This window comes from Luteimonas pelagia (assembly GCF_054776035.1).
On the sequence record NZ_BAAHCG010000001.1, the window covers coordinates 470295 to 486918 of the forward strand.

The 16624-nt window shown below is 72.8% G+C and carries 15 protein-coding genes; 12 read left to right on the plus strand and 3 right to left on the minus strand.

The genetic code is table 11. The features are described from left to right. Positions 1-6: 6 nt before the first annotated feature. The 5 genes from lpxD to ACYU7H_RS02165 are packed head-to-tail and all read left to right on the plus strand — an operon-like array spanning position 7 to position 4234. The gene (gene lpxD, locus ACYU7H_RS02145) at positions 7-1065 is read left to right on the plus strand and encodes a UDP-3-O-(3-hydroxymyristoyl)glucosamine N-acyltransferase (protein ID WP_460812108.1); all 1059 of its coding nucleotides are present in this window, start codon (positions 7-9) and stop codon (positions 1063-1065) included. 31 nt (positions 1066-1096) lie between these two features. Continuing rightward, on the plus strand, positions 1097-1579 hold the full coding sequence (gene fabZ / locus ACYU7H_RS02150; RefSeq protein ID WP_460812110.1) for a 3-hydroxyacyl-ACP dehydratase FabZ: 483 nt from the start codon (positions 1097-1099) through the stop codon (positions 1577-1579). Next, the gene (gene lpxA, locus ACYU7H_RS02155) at positions 1576-2364 is read left to right on the plus strand and encodes an acyl-ACP--UDP-N-acetylglucosamine O-acyltransferase (protein ID WP_460812112.1); all 789 of its coding nucleotides are present in this window, start codon (positions 1576-1578) and stop codon (positions 2362-2364) included. The genes fabZ and lpxA overlap by 4 nt, the downstream gene beginning before the upstream one ends. Positions 2365-2423: 59 nt before the next feature. Beyond that, a complete protein-coding gene (lpxB, locus tag ACYU7H_RS02160; protein ID WP_460812113.1) occupies positions 2424-3638 on the plus strand; it encodes a lipid-A-disaccharide synthase in 1215 nt (404 codons plus the stop codon). Continuing rightward, a complete protein-coding gene (locus ACYU7H_RS02165) occupies positions 3635-4234 on the plus strand; it encodes a ribonuclease HII (protein ID WP_460812115.1) in 600 nt (199 codons plus the stop codon). The genes lpxB and ACYU7H_RS02165 overlap by 4 nt, the downstream gene beginning before the upstream one ends. Here ACYU7H_RS02165 and ACYU7H_RS02170 read toward each other — a convergent pair. Further along, a complete protein-coding gene (locus tag ACYU7H_RS02170; protein WP_460812116.1) occupies positions 4227-6725 on the minus strand; it encodes an ATP-binding protein in 2499 nt (832 codons plus the stop codon). The two genes, ACYU7H_RS02165 and ACYU7H_RS02170, sit on opposite strands and share 8 nt — an antisense overlap. Before the next feature lie 209 nt (positions 6726-6934). Between ACYU7H_RS02170 and ACYU7H_RS02175 the strand changes: the two genes are divergently transcribed. The 7 genes from ACYU7H_RS02175 (at position 6935) to ACYU7H_RS02205 (ending at position 15596) form a co-directional block, all read left to right on the plus strand. Further along, positions 6935-7564: a hypothetical protein gene (locus ACYU7H_RS02175; RefSeq protein ID WP_460812118.1), complete on the plus strand. Its 630-nt coding sequence runs from the start codon at positions 6935-6937 to the stop codon at positions 7562-7564. Positions 7565-7714: 150 nt separating this feature from the next. After that, complete coding sequence (locus ACYU7H_RS02180) at positions 7715-8350, plus strand: YkvA family protein (RefSeq protein WP_460812120.1); 636 nt, start codon at positions 7715-7717, stop codon at positions 8348-8350. Positions 8351-8492: 142 nt separating this feature from the next. Then, a complete protein-coding gene (dnaE, locus tag ACYU7H_RS02185) occupies positions 8493-12020 on the plus strand; it encodes a DNA polymerase III subunit alpha (protein ID WP_460812122.1) in 3528 nt (1175 codons plus the stop codon). 71 nt (positions 12021-12091) lie between these two features. Beyond that, on the plus strand, positions 12092-13051 hold the full coding sequence (locus ACYU7H_RS02190) for an acetyl-CoA carboxylase carboxyltransferase subunit alpha (protein ID WP_460812124.1): 960 nt from the start codon (positions 12092-12094) through the stop codon (positions 13049-13051). A 40-nt stretch (positions 13052-13091) separates the two neighbouring features. Beyond that, positions 13092-14414 carry a tRNA lysidine(34) synthetase TilS gene (gene tilS / locus ACYU7H_RS02195; RefSeq protein WP_460812126.1) on the plus strand — a complete coding sequence of 441 codons (1323 nt, stop codon included), beginning with the start codon at positions 13092-13094 and terminating at the stop codon, positions 14412-14414. A 41-nt stretch (positions 14415-14455) separates the two neighbouring features. Beyond that, on the plus strand, positions 14456-14725 hold the full coding sequence (locus ACYU7H_RS02200; RefSeq protein WP_460812127.1) for an exodeoxyribonuclease VII small subunit: 270 nt from the start codon (positions 14456-14458) through the stop codon (positions 14723-14725). Next, positions 14718-15596 carry a polyprenyl synthetase family protein gene (locus ACYU7H_RS02205; protein ID WP_460812129.1) on the plus strand — a complete coding sequence of 293 codons (879 nt, stop codon included), beginning with the start codon at positions 14718-14720 and terminating at the stop codon, positions 15594-15596. The genes ACYU7H_RS02200 and ACYU7H_RS02205 overlap by 8 nt, the downstream gene beginning before the upstream one ends. A 10-nt stretch (positions 15597-15606) precedes the next feature. On the opposite strand, the gene ACYU7H_RS02210 is transcribed toward ACYU7H_RS02205, so the two are convergent. Together ACYU7H_RS02210 and ACYU7H_RS02215 are read right to left on the minus strand one after the other, a co-directional pair. Further along, positions 15607-16056: a DUF4870 domain-containing protein gene (locus tag ACYU7H_RS02210; protein ID WP_460812131.1), complete on the minus strand. Its 450-nt coding sequence runs from the start codon at positions 16054-16056 to the stop codon at positions 15607-15609. Positions 16057-16159: 103 nt separating this feature from the next. Beyond that, on the minus strand, positions 16160-16591 hold the full coding sequence (locus ACYU7H_RS02215) for a DUF4870 domain-containing protein (protein WP_460812132.1): 432 nt from the start codon (positions 16589-16591) through the stop codon (positions 16160-16162). Positions 16592-16624: the final 33 nt, after the last annotated feature.

A 16624-nucleotide genomic window follows, 5' to 3' on the forward strand; every position in this document is an offset into this window, starting at 1 on the left:
GGGACGATGAGCGAACGCGACCCGGGTCCCGGCGCGCCGTTGACCGCCGGCGCGCTCGCCACGCGGTTCGGGCTTTCGCTCCGGGGCGACGCCGACGCGCCGGTGGCCGGCGTCGCCACGCTGGCCGACGCCGGGCCCGGACACCTCGCCTTCCTCGCCAACCCCAAGTACCGGTCGCAACTCGCGACCACGGCCGCGGGCGTGGTGGTGTGCCGCGAGGCGGACGCGGACGGCTTCGCCCGCACCGTCCTGCTCGCGCGGGATCCCTACACCGCATTCGCGAAGATCGCCGCCCTGTTCGAGCCCGCGCCGGCGCGATCGCCCGGCGTGCACCCGACGGCCTGGGTCGACCCCTCCGCCGAGCTGGCCCCGGACGCTTCGGTCGGGCCGCACTGCAGCATCGGCGCCCGCAGCCGCATCGGGGCCGGCGCCACGCTCGGCCCGGGCTGCGTCGTGGGCCACGACTGCATCGTCGGCGCGGGCAGCGAACTCGTCGCCCGGGTGACCCTGGTCGTGCGCGTGCGCCTGGGCGCCCGCGTGCGCATCCATCCCGGCGCGGTCCTGGGCGCGGACGGCTTCGGCCTGGCGATGGACCGGCCGGAAGGCGGCGAGCCGCACTGGATCAAGGTGCCCCAGCTCGGCGGCGTGGTGGTCGGCGACGACTGCGAGATCGGCGCCAACACCACGATCGACCGCGGCGCGCTCGGGGACACCGTCCTGGAGCACGACGTGCGCCTGGACAACCAGATCCAGGTCGGCCACAACGCGAGCATCGGCGCGCACACGGCGATGGCGGGCTGCGCCGCGGTGGCCGGCAGCGCGCGCATCGGGCGGTACTGCCTGGTGGGCGGTGGCGCGGGCATCCTCGGGCACCTGGAGGTCTGCGACCGCGTGACGATCACCGCCATGAGCCTGGTGACGCGCTCGATCCGCGAGCCCGGCGAATACTCCTCCGGCACGCCCCTGATGGACAATCGCGCCTGGCGCCGCAACGCCGCGCGCTTCCGCCAGCTCGACGCGATCGCCCGCCAGGTGCGCGCGTCGGGCACCGGCGATCACGACTGAACGACCCCGCCGCCGCGGGCATGGACACGAAATGACGGACTTCCAGATCAATCTTCCCCTCGACGTCGAGCAGATCCAGCAGTTGCTCCCCCATCGCTATCCGTTCCTGCTCGTCGACCGGGTCACCGAGTTCGAGGCGCACAAGCGCGTGGTCGCCTACAAGAACGTCAGCGCCAACGAGAACTTCTTCAACGGGCACTTCCCCGGCCATCCGGTGATGCCCGGCGTGCTCGTGCTCGAGGCGCTCGCGCAGGCCGGCGGCGTGCTCACCCAGCTCTCGCACCGCGTCGACAACGCCGGCGCGCTGGCCGAGGGCAAGATCTACTACCTGGTGAAGATCGACGGCGCGAAGTTCAGCCGCATGGTCGTGCCGGGCGACCGCCTCGACCTGGAGGTCGCGCTCAAGCGCACGATCCGCAACATGGCCGTGTTCACCGCCGTGGCGCGCGTGGACGGCCAGCAGGTCGCCTGCGCGGAAATCCTCTGCGCCGAGGTCGACCGGGACGCGGCGTGAGCGAAGCGCCCGCCATCCACCCCAGCGCCTCGGTCGATCCCTCGGCCCGCCTCGGCGCGGGCGTGCGGGTCGGCGCGTTCACCGTCATCGGCGCGGACGTCGAGATCGGCGACGGCACCTGGATCGGCCCGCACTGCAGCGTCTCGGGGCCGACGCGCATCGGCAGGGACAACCGCTTCCACGGCCACGCGGCGATCGGCGGCGAGCCCCAGGACAAGAAGTACCGGGGCGAAGCGGTCCACCTCGAGATCGGCGACCGCAACACCGTCCGCGAGTTCGTCACCATCAACCGCGGCACCGGCGACGGCGGCGGGCTCACGCGGGTCGGCGACGACAACTGGTTCCTCGCCTACACCCACGTGGCGCACGACTGCATGGTCGGCAGCCACTGCGTGCTCTCCAACAACGCGACGCTGGCGGGCCACGTGACCGTGGGCGACCACGTGATCCTGAGCGGCTTCGTGGGCGTGCACCAGTTCTGCAGGATCGGCGCGCACGCCTTCATCGGGATGGGCGCGTTCGTCAACGGCGACGTCCCGCCGTTCGTGATGGTCGCCCAGGACGGCTACGGCCGCCCGCGGGGCATCAATGCCGAGGGCCTCAAGCGGCGCGGCTTCGCACCCGAGCGCGTCGCAGCGATCAAGCGCGCCTACCGCGCCCTGTACATGTCGACCGGATCGATGGACGACGCCCGTGCACGGCTGGCGTCGCTGGCCACCGAGAGCGACGACGTCCGCGAGCTGCTCGCCTTCGTCGAGGCCGCCGAGCGACCCTTGCTGCGCTAGGGCGCGGCGGGTCCGCGCGGCTATCATCGTCGGCAGGTCCGTCCTGCGAAGAGCCCGCCTTGCCCGATTCCGACCACGCCTCCCCGGACCCGGCCGCGCGCCCGGTCCGCATCGCCCTTGTCGCGGGCGAGGCGTCCGGGGACCAGCTGGGGGCGGGCCTTGTCGAGGCGCTTCGCGCGCGATACCCGGGGGCGCGGTTCGCCGGCGTTGGCGGACCCGCGATGCGGGCGGCCGGCGTCGAGACCTGGCACGACAGCGATGCGCTGGCGGTCATGGGGCTGGCCGAGGTCGTGCGCCACCTGCCGCGCCTGCTGCGCCTGCGCCGCGGACTGCTGCGCCGGATCACCGAGTGGCGCCCGGACGTGTTCGTGGGCATCGACGCGCCGGACTTCAACCTCGGGCTCGAGCGCCGGCTGAAGGCGCGCGGCATCCCCACGGTCCACTACGTCAGCCCGTCCATCTGGGCCTGGCGCCAGGGGCGCGCGGCCACGATCGGCCGCAGCGCGGACCGGGTGCTGTGCCTGTTCCCGATGGAACCGCCCGTCTACGCGCGGCATGGGGTGGACGCGCGCTTCGTCGGCCATCCGATGGCCGACGTCGTTCCGCTCGACCCGGACCGCGACAGGGCGCGCGAGGACCTCCGCCTGCCGCCCACCGGCCCCGTGCTCGCCCTGCTGCCGGGGTCGCGCAGGAGCGAGATCGAGCGGCTCGCCCCCGCGTTCCTCGAGGCCGCGGCCCTGGTGCGCGACGCGATCCCCGCGCTGCGCATCGTCGCGCCGATGGCGGGCGCGGGCGCGCGGGCCACGTTCGAGGCGATCCTCGATTCGCACCCGCGGCGGGACGCCCTCAGGCCCGTGCTCAGGATCGTCGACGGCCGCGCGCGCGACGCCATGGTCGCCGCCCAGGTCGTCCTGCTGGCGTCCGGCACGGCGACCCTGGAGGCGATGCTCGCCAAGCGGCCGATGGTGGTCGGGTACCGCATCGCGCCGCTCACCCATGCCCTCGTGAAGGGCCTGGGCCTGCTGAAGGTCCGTCGCTACGCCTTGCCCAACGTGCTGGCGCGGGAGGACCTGGTGCCGGAACTGATGCAGGGCGACTGCACGCCCGACCGCCTGGCCGCCTCGCTGCTGGGCTGGCTGCGCAATCCCCACGTCGCCGACGCGCTGGTGCCCAGGTTCCGCGAGATGCACGACGTACTGCGCCGCGGCGCGAGCGAACGCGCGGCCGATGCCGTGGCGTCGCTGGTCGGCGCGCGCGCCGGGTCGCGGGCATGACGCAGGCGACGCACGTCGCCGGCGTGGACGAAGCGGGGCGTGGCCCGCTCGCCGGGCCGGTCGTCGCGGCCGCGGTGGTCTTCGATCCCGCCAGGCCCCGCATCAACGGGCTGGGCGACTCCAAGCAACTGTGCGCGGCCAGGCGCGAGCTGCTGTTCGACCGCATCGTCGATCGCGCGCTCGCCTGGCACGTCGCGTTCGTCGAGGTCGAGGACATCGACCGGCTCAACATCCTCCAGGCGACGTTCCTGGGCATGCGGCGCGCGATCGAGGCCGTGGCCCACGTCGCGGCGCTCGCCCGCATCGACGGCAACCTCGTCCCGCCGGGCCTGCCCTGCCCGGCCGAGCCCTGGGTCGGGGGCGACGCGCGGGACCGCTCCATCATGGCCGCATCGATCCTGGCCAAGGTCGCGCGCGACCGCCACATGCGCGAACTGCACGCACGCTGGCCCGCCTACGGCTTCGACGTGCACAAGGGCTACGCGACGCCGGCCCACCGCGAGGCGCTCCGCCTGCACGGACCGTGCCCGGAGCACCGCCGCAGCTTCGCGCCGGTGCGCGACGGATGCGGGCAACTGGCGATCGCGTTCAGCTGAGGACGCCCCGCCCGTTCCGCGCCGCGGCCGTGGCGAGCTGCCGGGACTCGGCGAACAGCACGTCGGCGCGCGCGCGACGGCCGGATTCCAGCTGCGGGCGGAATCCGTCGCCCAGCGACGTCTCCAGCACCGTGCTGACCGTGTCGTGCGCGGCCTGCCAGTGCGGCGACATCGGGATGCCGGTCTGCTCGCGCAGGGCATGCGCGCAGCCGAGCAGCCGCGCGGAGAGCGGATGCCTGTCCTGGGAGCAGGCGACGTAGGCCAGCCCCTCGAGTCCTGCCGCGCAGATCCGAGCGTTGCGCAGCGACGCGCCCAGTTCGAAGGCCCTGGAGAACTGGCGCGTCGCCAGCGCCGGATCGCCGGCACGCCAGGCGCACAGGCCCAGGTTGATGCGCGCGAGCGCCATCACGAACCCCGGTGCGCCGCGTCCCGCGCGCGCCAGCGCCTCCAGTTCGGCCACGGCGTGCCGGCAGCAGATGTCCGCCAGCGACGCCCGCCCGGCATGCACGTGCATCACCGAGATCCAGGTGCGTGCGTACGCCAGCAGCTGCGCGTCCCGCGACACCACGCCGGCACGCGCGGCCTTCGAGAACAGGCGCCGCACTTCCGGCGTCCCTCCGTCCTCAATGTCGGAGGCGGCGAGCGCGGCGTGGGCATAGCCGGACTCCCATGACAGCGGGTCGACGCCTCCCGGCGCGAGCGCCTCGCGCAATGCGGCGACCGCCCGGTCGCGCTCCATCAGGTGGATGTCCATCATCCCCATGAACTGGAGCGCGCGTATGCGCGCGTGTTCCTCGGGCCGCGCGTGGGAAGACAGTGCGCGCGACAGCCACTCCCTCGCCTGCCGGAAATTTCCGCTCGACCACCAGTACCAGCGCAGGTCGAGCGCCAGTGCGAGCGCCTTCGGCGGCGCGTGTTCCAGCGCATGCTCGAACACGACGCGAAGGTTGCGCTGCTCGCGCTCCAGCAGGTCGCCGTACCAGTGCTGCTGCGATTCGTACAGCACCGGTCCCGCGCGCGCGGCGAGCGCGAGGCAGTACTCGAGCAGCCCGCCCCGGGACGACAGGACATCGGACGGCGCGTTCCCGAGCCGTTCGAGCATGTAGAGGCGGATCGTCTCGAGCATCCGGAAGCGCCGCGGGCGGGCTTCCGTATCGACCACGACGATGCTCTTGTCGATCAGGGCACCCAGGGTCCCGGCCACGTCGAACATGCCGTCGCCGACGTCCCTGGCCACGATTTCCGCGGCCTCCAGCGTCCAGCCAGAAGCGCACACCGCAAGCCGCGTGGCCAGGCGCGCCTCCGCGGGGGAGAGCAGCCGGAAGCTCCAGTCGAGCGTGTCGCGCAGGGTGCGCTGGCGCGTCGGGCCGCCCCGCCACTCGGCGGCCAGCGCGCCGTGGTCGGTGGACAGCCGCTCGAGCAGTTGCTGCGGTTCGAGGACGCGGAGACGCGACGCGGCCAGTTCCAGCGCGAGCGGCATGCCTTCCACCAGCCGGCAGAGCGCGACCACGGCGCCGACGTTGCGTCGTTCCAGCGTGAACCCGGGGTCGTATTCGCGCGCGCGCATCTCCAGCAATTGCACGGCCTCGCCCTCGCGCGCCGCGGCCACGGGGTCGGCGGCCTGCCGCCATTCCTCGTCCGGCAACGACAGCGCGTCGACACGGAACAGCTGTTCGCCCTCCATGCCCAGCCGGACCTGGCTGGTCGCGAGCAACCGCAGCCCGGGACAGTTGGCGAGCAGGACGCCCGCGAGGCGCGCGCACGCGCTGGCGATCCGCTCGCAACCATCGAGCACGAGCAGCAGGTCGGCCTGGCGGAGCGCGGCCACGATCGATGCGAGGGGATCGCGGCCGGGTGCGGTGATGATGCCGAACGCCGCCAGCAGTGCGTCGCCCAGGTCGTCTCCGTCGAGGCAACCGCCGACATCGATGAACCAGGCGCCGTCGCGGCACTCGGACATGTTGCGCCGCGCGACCTCGAGCGCCAGTTCGGTCTTGCCGACGCCACCCGGTCCGACCAGCGTCACCAGGCGATGCACGGCCAGCAGATCTTCGATGCCGGAGAGCGTCGCATGCCGGGGCACGGCGAGTTCCACGCGCGCGGGCAACGGCGGGGGCAGGAACAGCACGCCTCCGTCGCCTTCAGGCGGCAGCGGCGCCGCTTCGCCCGCCTCGACCTGGACGTCGGCCACGAAGCGGTAGCCCCGCCTGGGCACCGTCTCGATGAAGCGCGGCCGGTTCGCGGCGTCGCCCAGTGCGGCGCGCAACAACGCGATGACCCGGTTCAGCGTCGAAGGCGTGACGTGCCGATGGCCCCAGACCGCGTCGAGCAATGCATCGCGTGACTGCAGCTTGCCGGGCGCGTCGACCAGCACTGCCAGCACGTCCAATGCCTTGGGTTCGACCTCCAGCGCGTCCCCGCCACGCCAGAGACGCGATTCCGCGGGCTCGAAGCGGAACGGACCGAAGCGGTAGATGCGGGGATCGGACATCGGCGACTCCAGCCCTCCCCCGTCCCCCGGGCAACGTCAGGCCCGGGTGCGGACGGACAGGGCCGGGCCATCGGTCACCCTCACTTCCGGCTAACGACAACCGCCTCCGATCAGCGCATGCTGGGCACGCATCCAAGGGATGCGGTCGCGCGTTCCGCCGGCCGCGCGCACCGGAATCCGACTCGCCCAGGCCGGCCGGGAGAGGTGACATGCGCGCATCGCCACGAACCCCAACCGACCACCCGCTGCCCCACCCGGAGCGCACGGCAGGGCGGCGGCACCACATCGGCGACCATCCGCTCGACCCCGCCGCGGTGGCCGCGTTCGATGCGCTGCTCCACGAGATCCAGCCCGATGCCCGGCGCGTGACCGCGGACGAACTTTCCCAGCTCGCCGGATGGCTGCTCGCGTTGCCGGAGGACGAAGCCCGCGCCGCACTCGGCGAGCGCGTCCAGCGCATCGAGGAACTCCGCGCGCTGGTCGGCGACGCCGACTGGGATTGCGACGAGGCCGACCGCGCGCGGATCCGCCGCCTGCTGTCGTACCTGGACCAGGACGAGGACCTGATCCCGGACCGGATCCCGCTGCTCGGGCTGCTCGACGACGTCCTGCTCCTGGAACTGGCGTGGCCGGCGGTCGCGGACGAGGCGGAGGAGTACCGGGATTTCTGCGCCTGGCGCGCGGGCGCGCATCCCGTCGATGGCGATGGCAGTGCGCGGCGCGCGGCCTGGATCCGAGATCGCCTGGACGAACTCGCGCTCCTGCGGCACCGGATCGAGGTCGACGCGCACCGCTACGCCGAGAGCGGCGAGCCCGCGCGTCCGTTCCGGATCGGTTGAGCCCGCCGAGGGCGGTGCGGTGATCCCCCACCGCCCCAATGCGGGCCTCATCGATTCCACACGCGCGCATCAAGACTTCGCACCGCGGCGGTCGCATCCTCGACGCGTGCCCGGAATCTGCCGGGCTCGAAGCGACGCAAGGAGAACGACATGAACGCCGCCCTGAACGAACTCCATCCCCTGCCGGCCGCCCTGGTGAACGGCAAGGGCGATGCGGGACGGCGCCACCGCATCGGCACCTTCGACCTGGACAACGGTGCGCTGGCGCACTTCAACCGCCTGCTGTCGATCCTCGACGACGGGCACCGGCCACTGGTCCCGGACCAGCTCGCGACCGCCGCCCGTGAACTCGACGGCGAGCCGGCGGGCCGCCAGGCGCCGGCCTGCATCACCCAGCGCATGCGCCGCGCCGGCGTGATCGAGCTCATGCTGCGCGACGCCGAATGGGCCATGCCCGACGCGGCGCGCGAACCGGCCGAGCTGGTGGTCGCGTACGTGCGCGGTGCCACCGACCTGATCCCCGACCGCCTGCCCCGCGTGGGCCGGCTCGACGACGCGATCGTGGTCGACGCGGCCTGGGACTCGCTCGCCCGCGAGGTCGCCGACTTCATCGAGTTCAGGCGCCTCAGGCGCGCGGAGTGGTTGCTCGCCGGGATGCGTGCCCGCTTCGACCGCCGGGACTGGGTGGAGGCCCGGGCCGCGCAGGCCCGCCTGGCGGAGGCGCGCGTCGGCCGTGGCGACGGAAGCTACGTGCCGCGGCCGGTCGACGTCTTCGTCGTCCACTGAGCGCGAGCCTGGAGGCACGGACGCCCCCACCCCGCCCTCGGGCGCGTGCCGGCACGGCCCTGTCAAGGCTTGCCGGCACGCCGCCCCCCTCCTACCCTGCGGGTGACCCGCCGGCGGCGCGCCGGCCGCGCACCGGCCCCGGATGTCCGCCCGCTTCGTCCACCTCCACCTGCACAGCGAATACTCGCTGGTCGACTCGACCATCCGGGTCGACCGGCTGGTGTCGCGTTGCGTGGAACTGGGCCAGCCCGCCGTCGCGATCACCGACCGCAACAACCTGTTCGCCCTGGTAAAGTTCTACCGGGCCGCGGAGGCCCGGGGCATCAAGCCGATCGCGGGCGCCGACGTCATGGTCGCCGGCGACGGCGAGGCCGCGTGGCCGGTGACGCTGCTGTGCCGCGATCGCGACGGTTACCTCGCGCTGTCCCGGCTGCTCACCCGCGCCTGGATGGAGGGCCATCGCACCGATGGCGTGGCGGTCCGCCCGGAGTGGGTCCTGGAGGGCTGCGACGGCCTGTTCGCGCTCGCCGGGCGGCACAGCGCCGCGGGCCTGCTGGCGGCGGCCGGACGGCATGAACAGGCGCTGGACTGGCTCGGCGACTGGCAGCGCGCCTTCGACGACCGCATGCACCTGGAACTCACCCGGACGGGGGGCGACGGCGAGGACGACTTCAACCGGTTCGCGCTGCAGGCCTCGGGCTTGCGGGGCATCCCGGTCGTGGCCAGCAACGACGTCCGCTTCCTCTCGCCGGACGGGTTCGACGCCCACGAGGCACGGGTGTGCATCGCGACCGGGCGGGTGCTGGACGACCCGCGCCGGCCGAAGGCCTACACGCACGAGCAGTACCTGCGCGACTCCGACGAGATGGCGGCCCTCTTCGAGGACGCGCCGGACGCGATCGACAACGCGGTGGCGCTCGCGACCCGCTGCAACCTGGAACTGTCGCTCGGCACGTACTACCTGCCGGCCTTCCCCGTGCCCGACGACCACACGATCGAGTCGTGGCTGCGGAGCACCGCGCGCGAGGGCCTCGCCCGCCGCCTGGAGAAGCATCCGCTCGCCCCGGGCCACGACCGCGCCAGCTACGACGCGCGGCTGGAGACCGAACTCGACGTCATCGTCGGCATGGGCTTCCCCGGCTACTTCCTGATCGTCGCGGACTTCATCAACTGGGCGAAGGACCACGACATCCCGGTCGGGCCGGGGCGCGGTTCCGGCGCCGGCTCGCTGGTCGCGTGGGCGCTGGGCATCACCGACCTGGACCCGTTGCCCTACGACCTGCTGTTCGAGCGCTTCCTCAACCCCGAACGCGTGTCGATGCCGGACTTCGACATCGATTTCTGCATGGACCGGCGCGACGAGGTCATCGACTACGTCGCCGCGAAGTACGGGCGCGACCGGGTCAGCCAGATCATCACCTACGGCACGATGGCGGCGAAGGCCGTGGTGCGCGACTCGGGCCGCGTGCTCGGCTTTCCCTACGGATTCGTGGACGGCGTCGCCAAGCTGGTGCCGAACACGCTCGGCATCTCGCTCGACGACGCGCTGGGCCGCACCGAGAAGTCGCGCAGCGACGACAACTGGCGCTCGGACGAACTGATCACGCGCTACCAGGCCGAGGAAGACGTCCGCGACCTGGTGGACCTCGCGCTGCGGCTGGAGGACCTGACCCGCAACGCCGGCAAGCACGCGGGCGGCGTGGTGATCGCGCCGTCGCCGTTGTCCGACTTCTGCCCGCTGTTCGCCGAACACGACGAGGACGGGCGGGGCCGGAACCCGGTCACCCAGTTCGACAAGGACGACGTCGAGGCGGTCGGCCTGGTCAAGTTCGACTTCCTGGGCCTGCGCACGCTCACGATCATCGACTGGGCGGTGAAGGCAATCAACGCGCGCCGTGAACGCGCCGGCGACGCGGCGCTCGACATCGCCGCGCTGCCCCTGGACGACGCGAAGACGTACGAACTCTTCGCGCGCGGCGACACCGTCGCCGTCTTCCAGTTCGAATCGCGCGGCATGCGCGAACTGCTCAAGCGCGCGAAACCCGACACCTTCGAGGACATCATCGCGCTGGCCGCGCTGTTCCGTCCCGGCCCGCTGGGCTCGGGAATGGACCGGGAATGGGTCGACCGCAAGCACGGCGTGGCGGAGGTCAGCTACCCGCATCCGTCGCTCGAGCCGGTGCTCGCCCCGACCTACGGCGTCATCGTCTACCAGGAACAGGTGATGCAGATCGCCCAGGTCCTGGCCGGCTACTCGCTGGGCGGCGCGGACCTGCTGCGCCGCGCGATGGGCAAGAAGAAGGCCGAGGAGATGGCCAAGCAGCGCGCGCTGTTCGAGGCCGGCTGCGCCGAGCGCGGGATCGAGCCGCGCCAGGCCTCGCAGATCTTCGACCTCATGGAGAAGTTCGCCGAGTACGGCTTCAACAAGTCGCACTCGGCCGCCTATGCGCTCGTCGCCTACCAGACCGCCTGGCTCAAGGTGCACCATCCGGCCGAATTCATGGCCGCGGTGCTGTCCAGCGACATGGACAACACCGACAAGGTCGCCGCGTTCCTGGACGAGACGCGGGACATGGGCCTCGAGGTCCTGCCGCCCGACGTGAACGCCTCCGCGTACATGTTCGAGGCCGTCGACGACAACCGCACGATCCGCTACGGGCTCGGCGCGGTGAAGGGCGTGGGCCGCGGCCTGTGCGAGGCGGTCGTCGACGCGCGCGACGCGGGCGGGCCGTTCGCGGACCTGCTGGACTTCTGCCAGCGCGTCGACTCCACGCGGCTCAACAAGCGGGCGCTCGAGGCGCTGGTGCAGGCCGGCGCACTCGATGCACTCGGCGAGAACCGGCCGTCGCTGCTGCTGCAGTTGCCCGAGGTCCTGCGCGCGACCGAACAGCAGGTGCGCGAGCGCGAAGCCGGACAGAACTCGCTGTTCGGCGGCGGCGGGCGCGACGCGGCGCCCGCGCTGGTGCTCGAGCTCCCGCGCAGCGACGACTGGCCGCTGGAGCGCAAGCTGCAGGGCGAGCGCGAGACGCTCGGCCACTACCTGAGCGGCCACCCGTTCGACCCGGTCCGCCAGGACGTGCGCGCGCTGCTCGGCCATGACCTGGGCGAACTCGACCGGTTGTGGGCCGCACGACCCGAGGACGACCGGCGCAGTTGGCGTCCCGAGGTGACCGTCGTGGTGGCGGGCATGGTGTCGGCGATGCGCAAGCGCGGCGAGAGCCAGGCCTTCGTGCAGCTGGAGGACGGGCGCGGGCGCATCGAATGCGCCTTCTTCGCCGAGGCGTGGACCGAGTTCGCCCCGCTGCTCGTGCGCGACCGGATCCTGCTGGTCGAGGGTGGCCTGCGCGAGGACGAATTCTCCGGGGGCTTCGCCCTGCGTGCCCGCCGCTGCTGGGACTACGCGCAGGTGTGCGAACGCCATGCGCGCGGCCTGTCGGTCCGGCTCGACCTGCGCGAGCCGGAGGCGCTCGACCGGTTCAGCCGCCTGATCGGGGACCGCGCGGGCGCCACGCCCGTCCTGCTGGAGGCGATCACCGAGACGGCGGTGGGCCAGCTGCGCATCAATGGCGGCCACGGCCTGCGCGTGGACGCGTCGCTCCCGGCGCAACTGCGCGACCTGCCGGGGGTGCGGGCGGTGCGGCTGTCGATCGCCCCGCCATGGGCGGCCTGAGCCGACCCTACGGGTCGGTACGGGCCCGGACGCTAGACTAGACTGCTCGACCGCCCGGCCGCCGGCCCCGAATGAATCCGAACTACCTCGATTTCGAACAGCCGATCGCCGCCCTGGAGGACAAGATCCAGGAGCTGCGACACGCCAGCCATGGACCGGCCGTCAACATCGACGCCGAGATCCACGCGCTGCAGTCGAAGCTGCGCCAGCGCACGGCCCACATCTTCCGCGACCTGTCGCCCTGGCAGGTCTCGCAGCTCGCGCGCCACCCCGCCCGGCCGTACACCAACGACTACCTGCGCGTGATGTGCGAGGAGTTCCAGGAACTCGCCGGCGACCGCGCGTTCGCCGACGACGCCGCGATCGTCGGCGGCCTGGCCCGCATCGACGGACGCAGCGTGGTCGTCATCGGCCACCAAAAGGGGCGCGACACGAAGGCCAAGGTCAAGCGCAACTTCGGCATGCCGCGCCCCGAGGGCTACCGCAAGGCGCTGCGCCTGATGAAGCTGGCCGAGCGCTTCGGCCTGCCGGTCCTCACCTTCATCGACACCCCGGGCGCGTACCCGGGCGTGGGCGCGGAGGAGCGCGGCCAGTCCGAGGCGATCGCGCGCAACCTGCTGGAGATGTCCGAGCTGCGCGTGCCGATCGTGTGCACCGTCATCGGCGAGGGCGGCTCGGGCGGCGCGCTGGCCATCGGCGTGGGCGATCGCACGCTGATGCTCGAATACAGCACCTACTCGGTGATCTCGCCCGAAGGCTGCGCGTCGATCCTCTGGAAGTCGGCCGACAAGGCCAAGGACGCCGCCGAGCAACTGGGGCTGACCGCCAAGCGCCTGCGCGAGCTGGGGCTGGTCGACAAGGTGGTCCGCGAGCCGATCGGCGGCGCGCACCGCAACCCGGGGCAGATGGCCACGCGCCTGAAGGCGGTCCTGCTGAACGAGCTGGACATGCTGCAGGCGCTGCCGGTCGACGAGCTGCTCCAGCGCCGCTATGAGCGCCTGCGCGGCTACGGGGCCTACGAGTCCGCCTGACGACAGCGGCGCCGGGCGCGGAGCGTGGCACCATCGCGCCGTGACCGGGCCGGACACCCTGCGATTGCCGCCCCCGCCCGATGCCGCGGGCGCGGGGCCAGTGGTCGTGGGCTACAGCGGGGGACTGGATTCGCGGGTCCTGCTGGCGCTGCTCGCGCGCGACCCGGCGATCCGCGCGCGCGGCCTGTCCGCGGTCCACGTCGACCATGGACTGCATCCGCACGCCGCTGACTGGGCGACACATTGCGCACGGACCTGCGCGACCCTGGGCATCCCGCTGTCGATCGAACGCGTGGTGGTCGACGGCACGCACGACGCGGGCCCGGAAGCCGGGGCCCGCGCGGCGCGGCATGCGGCGTTCGAACGGGTGCTTCCCGACGGCGGCGTGCTGGCCCTCGCCCATCACCTCGACGACCAGGCGGAAACCTTCCTGTTGCGGGCGTTGCGCGGGTCGGGGGTCGACGGTCTCGCCGCGATGCGGTCCCTGCGGCGGTTCGCCGGGGGGTGGATGTGGCGCCCCCTGCTCGCCCATCCGCGCGACCGCCTGCGCGCGTTCGCCGAAGCCAACGGCCTGGAATGGGTCGAGGATCCGAGCAATGCGCAGGCGGTGGCCGACCGCAATTTCCTGCGCCATGAGGTGATGCCCCTGCTTCGCACGCGCTGGCCGGGCGCGGATGCATCGTTCGCGCGCAGTGCCGGCCTGCTCGCCGAGGCGGCCGAGCTGTTGCATGGCGCCGACGATGCGCCCCTGCGGGCCGCGTCCGATGGAAGCGCCCTGCGCATCGACGCTCTCCGGGACCTGGCGCCCGGACAACGCGGCCGCGTGCTGCGCGCATGGATCGAAGGCCTCGGCCTGCCGCCCCTGCCCGCCGAGGGCGTCGCCCGCATCGGGGCCGACCTCCTGCCCGCGCGCCGGGACGCGGGCGCGACATTCGCCTGGTCGGGCGCGGTGGTGCGCGCGTGGCGGGGACGACTGCACGCCGGATCCGCGACGGTGGCGTTGCCCGTGGACTGGTCCGCGCCGTGGGATGGGCGCGCTCCGCTCGAGCTTCCGTGCGGTGGCCGGCTCAGGCTGGAGGCGCACGGAAGCGACCCGGGCGGTCCGCGCTTCCAGGCCCCGGTCCGCGTGCACGCCCGGCGCGGGGGCGAACGCATCCGCCTTCCCGGCCGCGCGCATTCGCACGCGCTCAAGCACGTGCTGCAGGAGACCGGCGTTCCCCCGTGGCGCCGCGCCCGGCTGCCCCTGGTCTCGGATGCGGACGGCGAACTGCTGGCTGCCGGCGACGTCGTGTTCTCCGCGCGCATGACGGACTGGCTCGCACGCCGGGGGCTCCGGCTGGTGTTCGAGTCAGCGGCGGATTGAGCGGCGCTGCCCGCGCGCCGCGCTTCCCTTACACTGCGCGCATGCCACGCAAAGCCGCCCCCGACGCCTCCCCGGTCGCCGATTTCGAGGCCTCGCTCGATGCGCTCGAGCAGCTGGTCGGGAAGATGGAGCACGGCGAACTGAGCCTGGAGGAGTCCCTCGCCGCCTATGAACGCGGCGTGGGCCTCTACCGGCGCTGCCAGGCCGCGCTCGAGCAGGCCGAACTGCGCGTCCGCCTGCTCAGCGACCCGGAGCGCCCCGACAAGGGCGAGCCCTTCGGCACGCCGGGCGACGACGGCCGGGATGACTGACCCGTTCGACGGCTGGCGGGCGCGGATCGACGCCGCGCTCGAGGCCGCACTGTCCCCTCCGCTCGACGCGCCGCCGCGCCTGCACGCCGCGATGCGGCACGCCGTGCTGCTCGGCGGCAAGCGGATGCGTCCGCTGCTGGTCCACGCGACCGGCGCCGTGTTCGACGCCGATCCCGCGTCGTTCGACGCGCCCGCGGTCGCGGTCGAACTCGTCCACGCCTACTCGCTCGTCCACGACGACCTGCCCTGCATGGACGACGACGCGCTGCGCCGTGGCCAGCCGACCGTCCACGTCGCCTTCGACGAGGCGACGGCGGTGTTGGCCGGGGACGCATTGCAGTCGCTGGCCTTCGCCGTCCTCGCCACCACGCCGGTCGACGCCACCGTCCGCGTCGCCATGATCGCCGAGCTCGCCGGCGCGGCCGGGGCGACGGGAATGTGCGGGGGGCAGGCGCTCGACATCGAGGCCACCGGCCGGGGCGGTGCGCTCGACCTGTCCGCGCTCGAACGGCTGCATCGCGCCAAGACGGGCACGCTGCTGCGCTGCGCGGTGCGACTTGGCGCGCTCGCCGCGGGGGCATCGCCCGACGCGCGCGAACGGCTCGACCGCTATGCGGGCGCGCTCGGCCTGGCCTTCCAGGTGCGCGACGACCTGCTCGACATCGAAGCCGCGAGCGACACCCTGGGCAAGACGCCGGGCAAGGACGCGGCACAGGCCAAGGCGACCTTCCCGGCGGTGATCGGTGCCGCCGCGTCCCGCGCGCGCCTGTCCGGGTTGGCGTCGGAGATGGATTCCGCGCTGTCGGGTTTCGGTCCGGAGGCCGACGCGCTCCGCGCGCTCGGGCGGCGCGCCATCGAGCGCAGCCACTGAGCCGCGCGCGTCAGCCGACCAGCCGGATGCTCAGCGGATAGCGGTAATCTTGGCCGTTCCACGCCGCGGCGATCGCCAGCAGGCTGCAGACCAGCCACAGGACCGCGATCGCGGCGATGGCGACCAGCAGCACCAGTCCCGCAGGCAGCGTCAGCAGCAGGCCCAGGCCCAGCGTGACGACCGTGATGCCGATCAGCGCGACGCCGACCGCGACCGCGATGCATGCGTAGATGAGCATGCTGAGGTTGAAGTTCAGCGCCTCGAGGGCATGCCGGGCGACGAACGGCGAGTCGTCCCGCTTGAGCAGCCACACCGCGAGCGCGCCGACCACGCCGGCCACGCCCACCAGCCAGCTGGTCAGCAGCGCGAGCAGCAGCGCGGCCAGGTGCGCGGCGACCGCCCAGTGGCGTTCGTTCTCGCTCGGCGAGGCGACGGGAATGGACTGTGCGTCGGCGTTCATGGCGTGGGCCCTCGTCGGTTCCGGAAGGCCGGAAAACGGACCGGCCCGACACCAATCATGGCGCCGGACCGGCCGGTTGCAAGCCAACTGATGGACTACGCCGCTACTTCACCAGTCGCAGCGCGAACGGATAGCGGTAGCGATGGCCCTCGTTCGCCTTCATCGAGGCGATGATCGTCAGCACCAGCCAGCCGATGCCGATGATGACCATCAGCGGCACGGTCAGCAGCGCGCCGATGCCGAGCGTCAGGAGCGTCAGCAGGAACAGCGCGAAGAACGCGATCGCCACCGTGATGTTGAAGTTGAGCGCTTCCTTCGCCTGGTCGTCGACGAAGGGCATCGTGTCCTTCTTGACCATCCAGATGACCAGCGGACCGATGAAACAGCCGATGCTGCCGGCCCAGCCCGCGGTCAGGATGCCGCCGACCAGCGCCGACAGGTGCGCGAACATCGCCCACTGCCGCTCTTCGGCCGACAGCGTCGACATATCCGTGCCGGCGCCTGGCGCCTGATCCCGATCGAACTCGTCCACCATCCCCGTCTCCCCGTGGCGGCGCCGGCGTGGCGC